Genomic DNA, 15,121 nt, shown 5'->3' with positions numbered 1-15,121 from the left:
AAGGGCGGCGAACTCGACGACGGCGAGCTCGCAGCCGTATCACCCCGCGCGGCCTTTCGACCAGCCCGGGATCGTGAGGCGATAGACCAGGATCAGGTTCTCATTGTCCCCGGCCGGCTTGCCCTCGGCGTCACGCACCCCGGCGTCGAACGTCAGGCCGCCGACGGTTCCGGAAGCCGTCTGGAAGTCGTTGTCCGAGCCGATCAGCAGGAACACATCGTCCGGCGCCTTGGGGTCAAGGGCGGGAACCAGAGCCATGGCCTCGAGCTTTTCGGGCAGGGTGAAGGCGTTGGTGGCGCGGTTGTCGAGGTTCAGGCCGAAGCGGGCCATGCCGGACGGGTCGTTGAAGTTGATCAGCTCGACCTGCCGGGCCGGGATGACGCCGGCGTCCAGAACGCCTGCGGGCGCGATCGGCTTGGTCGAGGTCTCGTAGGGCGTCCCGGCGAGGTTCGTCGCGCCGGAGGTGTCGATCAGCAGCACCGCACGATAGACCGCCGCGCGCGTCGCGCCACCGCCCCGGCCATTGCCGTCGCGGGCCAGGACGAGGAACTGGTGCTCGCTGAGGGCCAGTAGTTCGGATTGTGCGGCGGTCTTGTCCGGCGCGCCGCCGTCACCCTTGTTCCGAAACACCGGCAACTGCACGACATAGTGCGCCAGCGGCGTGGTCGGGGCGGCCTTGGTCGACACGTCGTAGATGAAGAGGCGGGTGTTCGCGCGCGTCTCATCCTTTCCCTCGACGGAGTCCTGCAGCGTGGCGCTTTGCAGCAGGGCGACGAGGCGCTTGCCGTCCGGCGTGAGCGACAGCCCTTCCAGACCCTGGTTCGCCCGCCGCCCCGTTTCCGCCGGCGAAGCCCCGGACGGATGCGGTTGGCCCGCCTTCATGGGCGCCACGGCCGCCACAGGCGGGATCATGCCGATCGCCTTGCCCGATGCGTCGAAGCGGTAGATGGCGGCGGCATATTCGTCCGAGACCCAGAAGCCGCCGTCCTTGGCCCGCGCCAGGCCCTCGCTGTCCAGGCTGATCCGCCCGGCCGCCGCCGGCTCGCTGGGGTCCAGCCCTGTAAAGCCCTGGCCCTTGGCGTCCTTGAGCAGCACACCGCCGCGAGGCGTGAGTGTCATCTGGTCGGGCGCGCCGGAGGCGGCAGGCGCGAAGCGAACCGAGAAGCGGTGCAGGCGATTGGCGTAGTCGCTGGTGCCCTTGATCTCACCGACCGCATTGGGTCCGCGATCCGGCAGGGTGAGGATTTCGCCCTCATACCGTCCGTCACCGCCGCGCCGCCAATCAACGACCGCCATCGCCGAGAAGGAGCCCAGGCTGTCGCCGTTGAAGTCGCGTGTCGCCGCGGGCAGGCGGCCAACGCCGACCAGACCGTGGTTGATGATCTTGAGACCGTCGAGAGTCGCCGTGACCGGAACGCTCGAGGCGAGATGCGGAACCCTGTGCTCGGTGGGCTGGGCCTGGGCCACGCCCGCCAGCAGGCTCAACGAGGCCAGAAGGCTGAGGCGAAGAAGAGCCGACATCGGTTGCGCTCCAGAATCTGAAGCTCAACCGCTACCAGCCGAGTTTGACGATGGTGCAACAGTTCCGTCCGAAGACGGCGCAATCAGCCCTGCCGCTCGTCGCCCGGCAGGCGGATGTGCACCAGTTTCCAGGTGAACAGCGCCTTGCGCTCGAACGTGAAGATCGTGACCTTGCGGCTGGCGTCCGGACGCTTGACCGAAATCCGCACGCGGTTGGGGTCCCAGTACGCGATGCCGGGGTAGGGGCCGCGCACCGTGTCGCGGATCTGGCCGCCCAAGGATTCGTCGCGACGAGAAGCTGGCGGCGCCTTCCCGGGGGCGTAGCCGCGCGTCAGGGCCGAGACGCCAGCGACGGTCAGGTAGCGGTCGACCTTAGGCTCGGGCGGCGCGATGGGTTCGATGGCTTTCTTGAAAACGCTCATCGGATCGCGCCACAGCGACGGGGCTTCAGGCTTGGCGGCCGGGGCGTCGGCGATCAATTGCCCGGTCAGGCTGCGGCGCACGGCCGGGAAGTCAACCAGTTCGCCGATAGCTTGGACATCTTCGTACTGCGCGGCGGCCTTGAGGGCGCGAAACGCGAACCAAGGCGCGCTGGCGAAGGCGGCGGCGAACGTGAAGATCGCCAGCACGATCAGATCCCAGATCCGCTTTTGCAGAGTCATGCCACCTCCGAAGGGTTAACGCCGATAGATCACAGGTGCGGCGCGCCTCGCAAGGCCGCTCGCGTGTGACGGGCGCCTCGAGGGACGCGCAAGAAAAACGCCCCGGAAGAGGTCCTCCGGGGCGCTTCGCTCTCGGGCTATAGGCCCAGAGTCTTTAGGCCATGGCCTTCTTCAGGTTCTCGTCGATCTTGTCGAGGAAGCCTTCGGTGGTCAGCCAGCCTTGCTTGTCGCCGACCAGCAGCGCCAGGTCCTTGGTCATGTAGCCGCTCTCGACGGTGTCGATGCAGACCTTTTCGAGGGTGGCGGCGAAGTTGGCCAGTTCCTGGTTGTCGTCCAGCTTGGCGCGGTGGGCCAGGCCACGGGTCCAGGCGAAGATCGAGGCGATCGAGTTGGTCGAGGTGCTCTCGCCCTTCTGGTGCTGGCGGTAGTGGCGGGTGACGGTGCCGTGGGCGGCTTCGGCTTCCACCGTCTTGCCGTCCGGCGTCATCAGCACCGAGGTCATCAGGCCCAGCGAGCCGAAGCCCTGGGCGACGATGTCCGACTGCACGTCGCCATCGTAGTTCTTGCAGGCCCAGACGTAGCCGCCCGACCACTTCAGCGCCGAGGCGACCATGTCGTCGATCAGGCGGTGCTCGTAGTGGATGCCCAGGGCCTTGAACTGCTCGGCGTAGTGGGCGTCGTAGATCTCCTGGAAGATGTCCTTGAAGCGACCGTCATAGGCCTTGAGGATCGTGTTCTTGGTCGACAGGTAGACCGGGTACTTGCGGTTCAGGCCGTAGGCGAACGAGGCGTGAGCGAAGTCGCGGATCGAGTCGTCGAGGTTGTACATCGCCATGGCGACGCCGGCGTCCGGAGCCTTGAACACTTCGTGCTCGATCGTCTGGCCGTCCTCGCCGACGAACTTGATCGACAGGGTGCCCTTGCCCGGGAACTTGAAGTCGGTCGCGCGGTACTGGTCGCCGAAGGCGTGGCGGCCGACGATGATCGGCTGGGTCCAGCCCGGCACCAGGCGCGGCACGTTCTGGCAGATGATCGGCTCACGGAAGATCACGCCGCCCAGGATGTTGCGGATCGTGCCGTTCGGCGACTTCCACATCTTCTTGAGCTTGAACTCTTCGACGCGCTGTTCGTCTGGCGTGATGGTCGCGCACTTGACGGCGACGCCGTGCTTCTTCGTCGCGTTGGCCGCGTCGATGGTCACCTGGTCGTCCGTGGCGTCGCGGTTCTCGACCGACAGGTCGTAGTAGTCGAGTTCCAGGTCCAGGTACGGGAAGATCAGCTTGTCCTTGATGAGCTTCCAGATGATGCGGGTCATTTCATCGCCGTCCATGTCGACGACGGGGTTGGCGACTTTGATCTTGGCCATTGCGGGGATGTTCCTCTGGCGGTGGCGCGCCTGCGGCGTTCTGGCGCACAGGGCCAGCACGCGGCGCGGACCGCGAGGCTATAGACTGTTGCGCCGCGGGGGAAAAGCCGAACGGTATGGCGCCGCCATCAACTTCAGCGTTTGAGTATCCGGTTTTGGGTGAAGAGCACCGGCGACGGGCTTAGAAGGCGGGCCAGGGAGCAGGCTTGGACAAAGGTTCGGGGGCGATTGCCGGGGTGACCGCGCCACTGGCGCGGCGGCTGCTGACGATGGTGGCGATCTTGTCGATCGCCGTGACCAGCGTCGCGACGGCCGCCGCTTTTATCTTCGTGCGCGAGAGCGCGGCGGACACCCAGACGCGGCACCTCGTCGAATATGTCGGTGAGCGGGTCAAGACCGAGGACCGGTTGTTCTCCGACCTTGTGAAGGTGCATGACGCGGCCGGCGAGGCGTTGACGCGGCGCCTGGATCACGAGACGAGCGGTCAAGTATCGGCGGAGTTCCCGAGGCTGTATCCGGACAAGGGCGATGGCACGCGCCGCTCCGCGCCGGGCTTGTTCGACGGCTCGCGCGTGGGCGGCCGCTACGTCTATGGCCTGGGCGCCAATCTGCGGAACGCCAAGGCGATGAGCCTGCCGGAACAGGCCCTTTTCGTGTCTGCGGCTGATGTCGTCGCGGCGACAGGCGAGGCGCAGATCCGGCACTATGACAACTTCTACTTCTTCACGCCCCAGACACGGCTGGTGATGTTCGGGCCGCTTCGCCAGGACAAGCTCCAGTACTACCGCCGCGACGCGCCCAATACGCTGGACATCTCCAAGGAGGAAATGACCACCCTGACCCTGCCGGAGAACAATCCCCGGCGGGTCATGAAATGCACCAAGCTGCGGCGGTTGATCTCTGACCCCAGCGGCCGAGGGCTGAACGCGGCCTGCATGACGCCCTTCTACTACAAGGGCCAGTTCATGGGGGCGTTTGGCACCAGTCTGTCGCTCGACTCCTATCTTCTCCGCGCCGTCGCCGACGCCTTGCCCGGCGGGTCGAACATGATCGTCGCCGACGACGGCGAGCTGGTCGCCGCGCAGGGGCTCTCGCGCAACGGTTTCGTCGACGCGGATCTTCTGCGCCGGTTCCAGACCGACAATGACCTCAAGAACCTGATGGGCCGCATCCGCGCTGAAGGACGCGATGTGGGCGTGGTGCTGTCTCCTGACGGCGACCGGCTGGTGGCCTATGGTCGTCTGCTGGAGCCAGGTTGGTGGTTCCTGATGAGCTTCCCCTCCAGCGACCTGGTTTGGTCGTCCCTGAAGACGGCCTCCTGGGTGTTGCTGTTCGGGTTCTTCGGCGTCCTGTTGCAGGTGCTGCTGCTCTACCGCCTGACCCATCAGATGGTGGCGGCCCCGCTCGAGGCCCTGGCCGAGGCGCAGCAGCAAGGCGATCCGGCGGCTGCGCGTCCGTTCGAGGCGAGGCCCGACGAGATTGGCTCCCTGGCGCGGGCTTTGCGTCGGCAGCGCGAACGCAATGAAGAGCTGCTTCGCTCGCTGGAGCAGCGGGTGGCTGTACGCACCGCCGAGCTTGAACGCGCCAACCAAGCCAAGTCAGTGTTCCTGGCCAACATGTCCCACGAGCTGCGCACGCCGCTGAACGGCGTCATCGCGATCGGCGACCGTCTGGCAGAGGAGGAAAACGCCGAGACCCGCCGCGAACTGGCCTCGCTGGTCACCTCGTCCGGTCGGCTTCTGGAGCAGGTGCTGGGCGACATCCTGGATGTCTCCAAGATCGAGGCCGGCCAGTTCCAGCTGAGCCCGGCGCCCTTTGATCTGGTCCAGCTGGTGCGCGGCATGGCCGAACTGCACGCGGCGTCGGCTGAGGCCAAGCATCTGACGTTCCGCTGGTCGGTGGCTCCCGACGCGGAGGGATCCTATGACGGCGATGCGGGGCGGATCAGTCAGATCCTCTCGAACCTACTGGCCAATGCGGTCAAGTTCACGGCCAAGGGGGAGGTCTCGCTGGAGGTCGATCGCCAGGGCGGGGCCCTGCGCTTCGTCGTCCGCGACACGGGCGTCGGCTTCGACGACGCCGTCCGTGACCGCCTGTTCAAGCGCTTTGTCCAGGCCGACCAGTCGATCACGCGGCAGTTCGGCGGAACGGGCCTTGGCCTCTCGATCTGCGCCGCCCTCGCCGAAATGATGCAGGGAACGATCAGCGCCGACGCGACGCCGGGGCGGGGCGCGCGCTTCGAAGTGATCCTCCCGCTGCCGCGTTGTGCGGAGATCGCCGACGTTCCAGTCGAGGAGAATCGCGAGATCTCGCTGGAGGGCATGCGGGTGCTGGTCGCCGAGGACCATCCCACCAACCGCAAGGTGGTTGAGATCGTCCTGCAGCCTTTCGGCGTGGAGCTGACCATGGTGGAAGACGGTCAGGCGGCGCTGGACGCTTTGGAGCAGGGCCGCTTCGACGCGGTCCTGATGGATATGCAAATGCCGGTGCTGGACGGCCTGTCGGCCACCCGCGCGATCCGGGCCCGGGAGAAGGCGTCGCGAGCCTCGCCGATCCTGGTGATCATGCTGACCGCCAACGCCATGGAGGAACACGTGGCCGCGGCGCGGGCGGCGGGGGCCGATCTGCATCTGGCCAAGCCCCTGCATCCCGCCCATCTGCTCGAGGCTCTGGCGCGGGTGCGGCGCTCGAGTCCTTTAGGTTTAGATGGAACCATCTAGAGCGTTTGAAAGGGCTCTAAATGTTTGATTCTAGAGCCTCGTTATCGCGTCAAAACGGCCCCGTTTTGACGCGCGAGGCTCTAGAAGCGCTTGCATCCGGCCGCCGGTCGGCGGCAAAGGACGCGGATGACTGACGCCGCCGCCTTCAAGCCCGTCCCCCCCTGCGTGATCCTCAATGAACCTCAGCTGGCCGAGAACATCGGCTCGGTGGCTCGGGTCATGGCCAATTTCGGCCTGTCAGATTTGCGCCTGGTGCGGCCGCGTGACGGCTGGCCGCAGGAGCGCGCCTGGGCCAGCGCCTCGGGCGCGCACTGGCCTCTGGACGACGCCAGGGTGTTCGACACTCTGGAAGCGGCGATCGCTGATCTGAAGCTGGTCTACGCCACCACCGCCCGGCCGCGCGAGACGCGCCTGCCGGTCTATACGCCGCGCGAGAGCGCCGGCCATCTGGCCGAGGAGGTCGCCCAAGGCCGCGCTGTCGGGCTGCTGTTCGGCGGCGAGCGTGCGGGTTTGGAGACCCACGACATCGCTCTGTGTCAGGCCATTGTCTCGATCCCGATCGACGAGCGCTTCCGCTCGCTGAACCTGGCGCAGGCGGTGTCGATCAACGCCTACGAATGGAAGATGACCCAGGACGACCGGCCCTGGAAGAAGTTCGAGCAGAACGTCGAGGAGCCCGCCGATCAGGCGACGCTGATGGGTCTCTACGAGCATCTCGAGGACGAGCTGGAGAAGGCGGGCTTCTACCATCCGCCCGAGAAGAAGCCGTCGATGGTGCGCAACCTGCGGGTCCCGCTGGCCCGCGCCCGTCTGTCGGACCAGGAGGTCCGCACCTTCCGGGGCGTGATCACCGCGCTCAGCAAGGGGCGCGGCCGCGTGCTGGCCAAGCTGGCTGAGAAGGCCAAGAAGGACGCTCCTTAAGGACGCGTTTCCTCGCGGATTTTTGACCTCGATCATCCTTGCACGCCGTCGCTAGGCGCATGGTCGGGGTCGTGATCCAGCAAGGAGCCTTCCATGAACCCCGACGCCATCACCCTGGTCGTTGTCGCCGACGGCCGCCGCGCCCGACTGCTGGAGCAGCGTCGGATCGACGGTCCGCTGCATGACCGTCCCGAGTGGCTCTCGGACGTCAAGGAGCACCACGACCACGGCGCCCCCAGCCACATCACCCACAGCGGCGACGCCCATGACCGCGCCGAAAAGGCGTTTCTGACGAACCTTGCCAAGCGCGTCGACGCGGTGCTGGCGCACAACACCATCGACCAGGTGATCCTGATCGCGCCGCCGCGCGCCCTGGGTCATTTGCGCGAGGCGCTGTCGTCCGCCGCCGCCAAGAAGGTGATCGGCTCGGACGCCCATGACCGGGTGGACGCGACGATCATCACCCTGGAAAGCGTTGTTCACGCCGCGCGTCACGCTCACGCCGCCTGAACCCAATCAGCGTCGCGCGGTGCTTGCGCCGCGCGGCGTCTCGCGTTCAACTGCCCTTAAACAAGTGTTGGGGGGGGCGGCATGAACCGTCGGGAATGGCTGGCCATGGCCGGCGCGCTGGGTTTGTCGCCCGCGTGGGTTTCGGCGGCCCAGGCCGCTGAAAGCGATCCCTTGGCGGCGCGGGACGCCTATCTCTACGCCCTGCCGCTCATTGAGATGGCCACCACGCGCGCGCGTCTGCTCAAGAGCCCCGGCGCGGCGATCAACACCCTGTCCCACACCCGCACCCTTTCGGACCACAAGGCCCGCTGGGTGACCACGCCCAATAACGACACCCTGTACTCGTCAGCCTTCCTGGACCTGACGACGGGGCCCGCGACCCTGACCATCCCGCCGCTCGGCAAGCGCTACTACTCGGTGGCGGTGATGGACATGTTCACCAACAACAATGTGGTCCTCGGTACGCGGACCGTCGGCGGAGAAGGCGGAACCTTCACCCTTGTCGGACCTGGCCAGGCGTCGAGCGGACCCAACCCCACCCGCATCGCCACGCCGCACGCCTGGCTGCTGATCCGCACCCTCACCGACGGCGGTGAAGATCTGGCGGCCGCCCACAAGGCGCAGGACGGCTTCAGCCTCAAGGGCGCGACGCCGGCGCCGGTCGCCGCCTACGCCGCGCGCGACGCCCAGCCCGCCGACTACTTCGCCACCGCACGCGCCCTGCTGGCCAGCGATCCGGCCCCGCCCACCGATCAGCGCATTCTCAAGCGCACGGCGGCGTTCCTCGGGACGGGGCCCTACGACGAGGTCGCTGCGGCGAAGGGCGTCCAGCAGGCGCGGATGATCACCCTGCTGGCCCAGGGACGACAGACCTTCGTCAATGGCTGGTCGTATCCGCGCCCCAACCTCGGTGACTACGGCCAGGACTACATCTACCGCGCCATCGTCGCGCTGCAGGGACTGGGCGCGCTGCCGGTGGCCGAGGCCCTGTACATGAAGGCGGCCGGCGACGACGGCGCAGGGACCTTCACCGGCGACGGTCCGTACCGCCTGAGCATGCCGGCGCAATTGCCGCTGGACGGGTTCTGGTCGCTGTCGATGTACGAGGCGACGGCGGACGGCCAGTTCTTCTTCACCGACAACCCGATCCACCGCTACACGATCGGCGACCGCACTCAGGGCCTGAAGCGCAACGCCGACGGGACGCTGGATATCTGGATCGGCCGCACGGATCCGGGCGGCGACAAGACCGCCAACTGGCTGCCGGCGCCCAAGTCCGGTCCGTTTGCATTGTTCCTGCGCGCCTATCTGCCGAAAGCGGAAATGCTGGACGGTCGCTTCCGCGTTCCAGCGGTGGCGAAGGCCTGATCAGGGCTCGACCCGGACCGCGCGCGGCGGCAAAGTCGCGCCGACTCGTTTCTGAGGAGACCGCTCGATGAAGACCCGCGCCGCCGTTGCTTTTGAGGCCAAGAAGCCGCTGGAGATCGTCGAGGTCGACCTGGAAGGGCCCAAGGCCGGCGAGGTGATGGTCGAGATCAAGGCCACCGGCGTCTGCCACACCGACGCCTACACCCTGGACGGCTTCGACAGCGAGGGCATCTTCCCCTCGATCCTGGGCCATGAGGGCGCTGGCGTGGTGGTCGAGGTCGGGGCGGGCGTGACCAGCGTGGCCGTTGGCGATCACGTGATCCCGCTCTACACGCCCGAATGCCGCCAGTGCAAAAGCTGCCTGTCGGGCAAGACCAACCTCTGCACGGCGATCCGCGCCACTCAGGGCAAGGGTCTGATGCCGGACGGCACCAGCCGCTTCTCCTACAAGGGTCAGCCGATCTATCACTACATGGGCTGCTCGACCTTCTCGAACTACACGGTCCTGCCCGAGATCGCGGTCGCCAAGATCCGCCGTGACGCGCCGTTCAAGACCGCCTGCTACTGTGGCTGCGGCGTGACGACCGGCGTCGGCGCGGTGACCAACACAGCCAAGGTCGAGCCGGGCGCCAACGCCATCGTCTTTGGCCTGGGCGGCATTGGTCTGAACGTCATCCAGGGCCTCAAGCTGGTCGGCGCCAACATGATCGTCGGCGTCGACATCAATCCCGACCGCGAGGAGTGGGGCCGCAAGTTCGGCATGACCCACTTCGTCAATCCGAAGGATGTGTCGGGCGATCTCGTCGCGCACCTGGTGGCCCTGACCGACGGCGGCGCGGACTACACCTTCGACGCCACCGGCAACACCGGCGTCATGCGCACAGCGCTGGAAGCTTGCCATCGCGGGTGGGGCGAAAGCATCATCATCGGCGTGGCCGAGGCGGGGAAGGAGATCTCGACCCGTCCGTTCCAGCTGGTCACCGGCCGGGTCTGGAAGGGCACCGCCTTCGGCGGCGCGCGCGGCCGCACCGACACGCCCAAGATCGTCGACTGGTACATGGACGGGAAGATCCAGATCGACCCGATGATCACCCACGTGCTGCCGCTGGAAGAGATCAACAAGGCGTTTGACCTCATGCACGCCGGTGAGAGCATCCGGACCGTGGTGACGTTCTAGGGAATCCCACCTTCTCCCCTTGCGGGAGAAGGAACGATCGAGCAAGCAAGCCCATGACCGTCGAAACCCTCAGCACCCACCGCGTCCATGGCGGAACCATCCGCTACTGCAAGCACGCCAGCACCAGCACCGGCACGCCGATGAAGTTCACGGTGTGGACGCCGGATGGCGAGGGACCGTTTCCGTATCTCGTCTGGCTTTCGGGGCTGACCTGCACCGAGGACAATTTCACGGTGAAGTCGGGCGTCTACGCTCACGCCGCCCAGCACGGGATCGCCATTGTCGCGCCGGACACGTCTCCGCGCGGGGAAGGTGTCGCCGACGATCCGGCCTATGATCTGGGGCAGGGCGCCGGGTTCTATGTCGACGCCACCCAGGCGCCCTGGGCGCCGCACTTCATGATGCACGCCTACGTCACCGGCGACCTGCTCATGGCCGTTGAGGGGGCGTTTCCGCTGGACGGCGCGCGCAAGGGGATCTTCGGTCACTCGATGGGCGGCCACGGCGCGCTGACGATCGCGCTGAAGCATCCTGAACTGTTCAAGTCGGTCAGCGCGTTCTCGCCGATCGTCTCGCCGCTGAACTGTCCCTGGGGCGACAAGGCGCTGAGCGCCTACCTCGGCCCGGATCGCGCCGCCTGGCGGTCCTACGACGCCTGCGCCCTGATCGAGGATGGCCATTGGGGCAAAGACGGGGGCGGGACCTTCGACGACATCCTGATCGACCAGGGCCTGGCCGACAGTTTCCTGGAAAGCCAGCTGAAGCCCGAACTGATCGAAGCCGCCGCCGCCAGAGCCGGCCGCAAGGTCACCGTCCGCCGTCAGGACGGCTACGACCACAGCTACTTCTTCATCTCGACCTTCATCGGCGACCACGTGGCCTGGCACGCGGAGCGGCTATAGCCCTCTGCTCTGACGCATTTTTCTTCACGCGAACCAGGACCACTTCGCTCGAAAAATACCCTAGATCTGGCCGCTGAAATCAAAGAGCTGGCTGTTCACCCAGCCCTTGCCGATCGCCAGGGCGCCCTTGCGGTTCATCACCACCCCGCGGGCCTTGCTGTTGCTGAGACCTGAGCGCAGGTAGCTGAGGGCGAAGAGTTCCAGCTGGGCGGGCGTGACCTTGTCGCGCCAGAGGCCGGCGTTCCTGATGCAGTCCAGGCGACCCCACCACGCCGCCGGCGCGGCCAGCAGCCAGTCGCAGACCACATCGTCGGCGCGGCCTGGCGTCGAGGTCTGGATGAAGGCGCGAACATCGGCCAGGGTCAGCCCTTTCAAGCCGCCGTTCTGGGTCACCAGGTCGAAGAACCAGACCAGTTCGCGCAGCGTCCGCGCGTTTCGGCCCGCAGCCTTGGCCCAGCTGTCGGCCAACACGTCCGCCCTTTCGGCGACAACGCGGATGCGGCTGGTCTGCTGGGCCTTCATCTCGGGGGAGCCCATCAGGCTCGCCAGCTCCCGGGCCGGGATCGCCTTCAGCTTGGTTCCCGTCTGCCAGCCCCGGACGATGGCGAGACCGGTCGCCACCCCGGCGTTGCAGGCCCTCCACAGATCCGCGCCGATGGTGGGCGCTTCGCGCAGCACCACGGCCTGCCCCACGGCCTTGACCATGGGCTGCAGCGAGGCCGAACCGATGTTCCACTGCAGCACGCCGCAGGAGATACCCATGCCGTCGAAATCGCCGGTCACCCCGCGCCAGGGATCGCCGGCGTTCTCGAACCGTCCGGTGATGGCGACCGCAGTATTGAGCTCTTGATCGGATACGGCCATGGCGCTCCCCTTCAATGGCGAGCGCCACTGTAATGCACGTCAGGGGCGAAGTCGCGGTTGAAATAACGCCGGTTTCCGATGGGCGAGTGGCATGTGCGGTCGTGACTTTTCCGTAATTCATCCTGGGTTCAGGCGATGGGCGCTCCCTTCACGGTCAAGCTGACCAAAAAGAGGGGACACCAGCATGAAACTCGCATCGCTCGCCGCCGTCATCACCCTGGGCTTGAGCACCTCGGCCTGCGTGATCATCGACGCCGACGACGTCCAGCACGAGCCGATCACGCCGCCGGCAAGCAGCCAGTCTCTGGAGCCATTGATGGCTGCGCGGGTCGACGGGGCTGACCTGGTGGTGCGCGTCACCTCCAACGGCTGCACCCGCCAGGAGGATTTTTCGGTCGAAACCCAGCGCCGCGACGGCCTGACCAGCTTCTCGTTCGTGCGCAAGCGCCCCGACAACTGCCGCGCCCTCATCGCCGAGGGGGTCGAGTTGCGCTATCCGCTGGATGCGTTCGGCGTGGAGCGCGGCGGCAAGATCCGTCTGCGCAACCCGCTGGTTCGGCCGTAAGCTAGGGGGCGGCGGAACATTGACTCTCCGCCGCCGCTCGCCCATAAACCGCGCCTTCACGCCGCCGGCTCGCCGCGCGGCGCGATGACCTTATGACGGATTGACCCGAAGCCGCCGTTGCGATCGCGCCCCGAAAGGGGAGCCGGCCCGGATCGTTTTGAAAGACTGACTATGTCGAAGCGCCATAGCGCCAAGTACAAGATCGACCGCCGCATGGGTGAAAACCTGTGGGGCCGTCCGAAGTCCCCGGTCAACTCGCGCTCGTACGGCCCGGGCCAGCACGGCCAGCGTCGCAAGAGCAAGGTTTCGGACTTCGGTCTGCAGCTGCGCGCCAAGCAAAAGCTGAAGGGCTACTACGGTAACCTGACCGAGAAGCAATTCTCGCGCACCTACGAGGAAGCCGCCCGTCGCAAGGGTAACACCTCGGAGAACCTGATCGCTCTGCTCGAGTCGCGCCTGGACGCCATCGTCTATCGCGCCAAGTTCGTGCCGACCGTGTTCGCCGCCCGCCAGTTCGTGAACCACGGCCACGTGACCGTGAACGGCAAGCGCGTGAACATCCCGTCGTACCGCTGCAAGGCCGGCGACGTGATCCAGGTCCGCGAAAAGTCGCGCAACATGGCTCTGGTCCTCGAAGCTGTCGCCTCGAACGAGCGTGACTTCGCCGAGTACGTCTCGGTCGACGCCAAGAGCCTGTCGGCCACCTTCGTCCGCGCTCCGGAACTGTCGGAAGTTCCGTATCCGGTGAAGATGGAACCGAACCTCGTCGTCGAATTCTACGCTTCGTAAGCGTCGGATCCGAAGAGATACGGAAAAGGCCCCGGAGCGATCCGGGGCCTTTTTTGTTGCGCACGAGGGCGCCGGTCCGGATGGAAATCCTCGCCCTTCGACAGGCCCAGGATGAGGATTTTGCGCGAACCGAGGCCGAAAGTCGTCTTCACCCTGAGCTTGTCGAAGGTCGAGGGCGGCTCCTGCGACGCCATCAATACCCACGGCCAGAACAGCTTTTTTGTTTCGCCAAGGCCTTGAACCCGATCGCGAGGGCGCCTAATTGCGGTTCAGCGGGACCGGGCCCCTCTGGCGAGCAATGCAAGTGCTCGTGATGTCGGACCGCATCGGGTGTTCTCGATGTCTTGGGTCCGGCCGCCTAGCCCCCCTCCCCAAAAGGCGCCGCCTCACATCGAGAACACCCGAGCATCCTTTTTTGGACCGGAGGTTCTGAATGCCGCTTCTGATGTGCCCCAACTGCGACGCCTCGATGCAGGCCGTGAAGCGCGCCAGCGTCGAGTTCGACATGTGCCCGCGTTGCCGGGGCGTCTGGTTGGATCGCGGCGAGCTTGAGAAGCTGATGGCCATGGAGCGCGACGAGACCCAGGCGGCCTACAGCCAGCCCAAGCCCTACAGCCGTCCGGACCACCACCACGATCACGGCCACAGCCCCGGCCACAAGCGCCACGATGACGACGACTATCGCCGTCACGGTTCCTACGGCCACCACAAGAAGAAGCGTTTCGACCTGTTCGACATCTTCGACTGACGAAAGACGATGAACCACTTCAAGACCTACATGCTGCTGGCGGGCCTGACCGCCCTGTTCATGGGCGCGGGCTTCCTGATCGGCGGCGCGACCGGCATGATGATCGCCTTGGTCTTCGCGCTGGCCATGAACGCGTTCTCGTACTGGAACGCCGACAAGATCGTCTTGCGGACCTATGGCGCGGTCGAGGTCGATGAGAGCCACCCCGAGCCGCTGATCCGCAACTATGTGATCGACACCGTCGAGCTGGCCCGCTCGGCCGGCCTGCCGCGTCCGCGCATCACGGTGATCGACAGCGCCCAGCCCAACGCGTTCGCCACCGGTCGGGACCCCGATCACGCCGCCGTGGCCGCCAGCACCGGCCTCTTGCAGCTTCTGACGCGCGAAGAGATCCGCGGCGTCATGGCTCACGAACTGGCCCACGTGAAGAACCGCGACACCCTGGTCATGACCGTGACGGCGACCATCGCCGGCGCGATCTCGGCCCTGGCCAACTTCGCCTTCTTCTTCGGCGGCTCGCGCGACGAAGAGGGTAATGGCGGCGGCTTGGGCGGCATGATCGGCGCGATCCTGATCGCCATCCTGGCCCCGATCGCGGCCATGCTGGTGCAGATGGCCATCAGCCGCGCCCGCGAATACGAGGCCGACCGCATCGGCGCGCAGATCGCCGGCGACTCCGAGTCGTTGGCCCGCGCGCTGCAGAAGATCGAGGCCTACGCCCGCGGCGGCTACGAGAACGTCCAGGCCGAACGCAATCCGGCCACCGCCCACATGTTCATCATCAACCCGCTGGCCGGGAAGGGCGCTGACAACCTGTTCTCGACCCACCCCGCGACCCACAACCGGGTCGAGGCCCTGATGCGCCTGGGGGTGGAGCGTGGCGCGCGTCGCCCGGCGTTGGCGGCGACGACGTCGTCCAGCGTGCCGCTGAGCGGCGGGTCGCGCGAGGCGGGTCCCTGGGGCTAAGGCCTCTGGTCAGCGGGCCATCCTGCTGCGATCTTCAAGGCG

The 15,121-nt window shown here is 66.5% G+C and carries 14 protein-coding genes and 1 pseudogene; 11 read left to right on the top strand and 4 right to left on the bottom strand.

Annotation, left to right across the window (positions count from 1 at the left end):
* Positions 1 to 39 precede the first annotated feature (39 nt).
* The 3 genes from J2X45_RS06545 to J2X45_RS06535 form a co-directional block, all read right to left on the bottom strand.
* The gene (locus J2X45_RS06545) at positions 40 to 1,521 is read right to left on the bottom strand and encodes an esterase-like activity of phytase family protein (protein WP_310212783.1); all 1,482 of its coding nucleotides are present in this window, start codon (positions 1,519 to 1,521) and stop codon (positions 40 to 42) included.
* Between the two features lie 83 nt (positions 1,522 to 1,604).
* Positions 1,605 to 2,183, bottom strand: a complete 579-nt coding sequence (locus J2X45_RS06540) for a DUF2939 domain-containing protein (protein ID WP_310212781.1) — start codon at positions 2,181 to 2,183, stop codon at positions 1,605 to 1,607.
* A 154-nt stretch (positions 2,184 to 2,337) separates the two neighbouring features.
* A complete protein-coding gene (locus tag J2X45_RS06535; RefSeq protein WP_310212777.1) occupies positions 2,338 to 3,549 on the bottom strand; it encodes an NADP-dependent isocitrate dehydrogenase in 1,212 nt (403 codons plus the stop codon).
* A 269-nt stretch (positions 3,550 to 3,818) separates the two neighbouring features.
* On the opposite strand from J2X45_RS06535, the gene J2X45_RS06530 reads away from it, so the two are divergent.
* The 6 genes from J2X45_RS06530 (at position 3,819) to fghA (ending at position 11,147) form a co-directional block, all read left to right on the top strand.
* Positions 3,819 to 6,269, top strand: coding sequence for an ATP-binding protein (locus J2X45_RS06530; RefSeq protein ID WP_310213597.1), 2,451 nt, complete (start codon positions 3,819 to 3,821; stop codon positions 6,267 to 6,269).
* Between the two features lie 126 nt (positions 6,270 to 6,395).
* Entirely contained in the window at positions 6,396 to 7,190 is a 795-nt protein-coding gene (locus J2X45_RS06525) for an RNA methyltransferase (RefSeq protein WP_310212774.1), read from the top strand.
* A 93-nt stretch (positions 7,191 to 7,283) separates the two neighbouring features.
* A complete protein-coding gene (locus J2X45_RS06520) occupies positions 7,284 to 7,700 on the top strand; it encodes a host attachment protein (RefSeq protein WP_310212771.1) in 417 nt (138 codons plus the stop codon).
* A gap of 81 nt (positions 7,701 to 7,781) precedes the next feature.
* On the top strand, positions 7,782 to 9,068 hold the full coding sequence (locus J2X45_RS06515) for a DUF1254 domain-containing protein (RefSeq protein ID WP_310212768.1): 1,287 nt from the start codon (positions 7,782 to 7,784) through the stop codon (positions 9,066 to 9,068).
* A gap of 67 nt (positions 9,069 to 9,135) precedes the next feature.
* Positions 9,136 to 10,245: an S-(hydroxymethyl)glutathione dehydrogenase/class III alcohol dehydrogenase gene (locus J2X45_RS06510; RefSeq protein WP_310212765.1), complete on the top strand. Its 1,110-nt coding sequence runs from the start codon at positions 9,136 to 9,138 to the stop codon at positions 10,243 to 10,245.
* Between the two features lie 53 nt (positions 10,246 to 10,298).
* The gene (gene fghA, locus J2X45_RS06505; protein WP_310212762.1) at positions 10,299 to 11,147 is read left to right on the top strand and encodes an S-formylglutathione hydrolase; all 849 of its coding nucleotides are present in this window, start codon (positions 10,299 to 10,301) and stop codon (positions 11,145 to 11,147) included.
* A 60-nt stretch (positions 11,148 to 11,207) separates the two neighbouring features.
* Here fghA and J2X45_RS06500 read toward each other — a convergent pair whose 3' ends face one another.
* Positions 11,208 to 12,011, bottom strand: coding sequence for a hypothetical protein (locus tag J2X45_RS06500; RefSeq protein ID WP_310212759.1), 804 nt, complete (start codon positions 12,009 to 12,011; stop codon positions 11,208 to 11,210).
* 184 nt (positions 12,012 to 12,195) lie between these two features.
* Here J2X45_RS06500 and J2X45_RS06495 point away from each other — a divergent pair, with 184 nt between their 5' ends.
* The 5 genes and pseudogenes from J2X45_RS06495 (at position 12,196) to htpX (ending at position 15,079) form a co-directional block, all read left to right on the top strand.
* On the top strand, positions 12,196 to 12,576 hold the full coding sequence (locus J2X45_RS06495) for a hypothetical protein (protein WP_310212756.1): 381 nt from the start codon (positions 12,196 to 12,198) through the stop codon (positions 12,574 to 12,576).
* 171 nt (positions 12,577 to 12,747) lie between these two features.
* The gene (gene rpsD / locus J2X45_RS06490) at positions 12,748 to 13,365 is read left to right on the top strand and encodes a 30S ribosomal protein S4 (RefSeq protein WP_010920368.1); all 618 of its coding nucleotides are present in this window, start codon (positions 12,748 to 12,750) and stop codon (positions 13,363 to 13,365) included.
* Between the two features lie 80 nt (positions 13,366 to 13,445).
* Positions 13,446 to 13,580: pseudogene (locus J2X45_RS20310) on the top strand (hypothetical protein); the annotation flags it as partial.
* Positions 13,581 to 13,798: 218 nt separating this feature from the next.
* On the top strand, positions 13,799 to 14,113 hold the full coding sequence (locus J2X45_RS06485) for a zf-TFIIB domain-containing protein (protein ID WP_310212753.1): 315 nt from the start codon (positions 13,799 to 13,801) through the stop codon (positions 14,111 to 14,113).
* Positions 14,114 to 14,122: 9 nt separating this feature from the next.
* The gene (htpX, locus tag J2X45_RS06480; RefSeq protein ID WP_310212750.1) at positions 14,123 to 15,079 is read left to right on the top strand and encodes a zinc metalloprotease HtpX; all 957 of its coding nucleotides are present in this window, start codon (positions 14,123 to 14,125) and stop codon (positions 15,077 to 15,079) included.
* Positions 15,080 to 15,121 lie beyond the last annotated feature (42 nt).

Origin of the sequence: Caulobacter sp. BE264 (assembly GCF_031457805.1) — a bacterium.
Lineage (GTDB): Bacteria > Pseudomonadota > Alphaproteobacteria > Caulobacterales > Caulobacteraceae > Caulobacter.
Note: the sequence above shows the minus strand (reverse complement) of the source record. Positions and strands in the feature narration are given on the sequence as shown.

What these genes read in the sequence shown, in the direction of transcription:
- J2X45_RS06485 (WP_310212753.1), top strand. Translation starts at nt 13,799, where the DNA reads ATGCCGCTTCTGATGTGCCCCAACTGCGACGCCTCGATGCAGGCCGTG.
- J2X45_RS06525 (WP_310212774.1), top strand. Translation starts at nt 6,396, where the DNA reads ATGACTGACGCCGCCGCCTTCAAGCCCGTCCCCCCCTGCGTGATCCTC.
- J2X45_RS06545 (WP_310212783.1), bottom strand. Translation starts at nt 1,521, where the DNA reads ATGTCGGCTCTTCTTCGCCTCAGCCTTCTGGCCTCGTTGAGCCTGCTG.
- J2X45_RS06535 (WP_310212777.1), bottom strand. Translation starts at nt 3,549, where the DNA reads ATGGCCAAGATCAAAGTCGCCAACCCCGTCGTCGACATGGACGGCGAT.
- J2X45_RS06495 (WP_310212756.1), top strand. Translation starts at nt 12,196, where the DNA reads ATGAAACTCGCATCGCTCGCCGCCGTCATCACCCTGGGCTTGAGCACC.
- J2X45_RS06540 (WP_310212781.1), bottom strand. Translation starts at nt 2,183, where the DNA reads ATGACTCTGCAAAAGCGGATCTGGGATCTGATCGTGCTGGCGATCTTC.
- J2X45_RS06520 (WP_310212771.1), top strand. Translation starts at nt 7,284, where the DNA reads ATGAACCCCGACGCCATCACCCTGGTCGTTGTCGCCGACGGCCGCCGC.
- J2X45_RS06500 (WP_310212759.1), bottom strand. Translation starts at nt 12,011, where the DNA reads ATGGCCGTATCCGATCAAGAGCTCAATACTGCGGTCGCCATCACCGGA.
- J2X45_RS06510 (WP_310212765.1), top strand. Translation starts at nt 9,136, where the DNA reads ATGAAGACCCGCGCCGCCGTTGCTTTTGAGGCCAAGAAGCCGCTGGAG.
- fghA (WP_310212762.1), top strand. Translation starts at nt 10,299, where the DNA reads ATGACCGTCGAAACCCTCAGCACCCACCGCGTCCATGGCGGAACCATC.
- htpX (WP_310212750.1), top strand. Translation starts at nt 14,123, where the DNA reads ATGAACCACTTCAAGACCTACATGCTGCTGGCGGGCCTGACCGCCCTG.
- rpsD (WP_010920368.1), top strand. Translation starts at nt 12,748, where the DNA reads ATGTCGAAGCGCCATAGCGCCAAGTACAAGATCGACCGCCGCATGGGT.
- J2X45_RS06515 (WP_310212768.1), top strand. Translation starts at nt 7,782, where the DNA reads ATGAACCGTCGGGAATGGCTGGCCATGGCCGGCGCGCTGGGTTTGTCG.
- J2X45_RS06530 (WP_310213597.1), top strand. Translation starts at nt 3,819, where the DNA reads ATGGTGGCGATCTTGTCGATCGCCGTGACCAGCGTCGCGACGGCCGCC.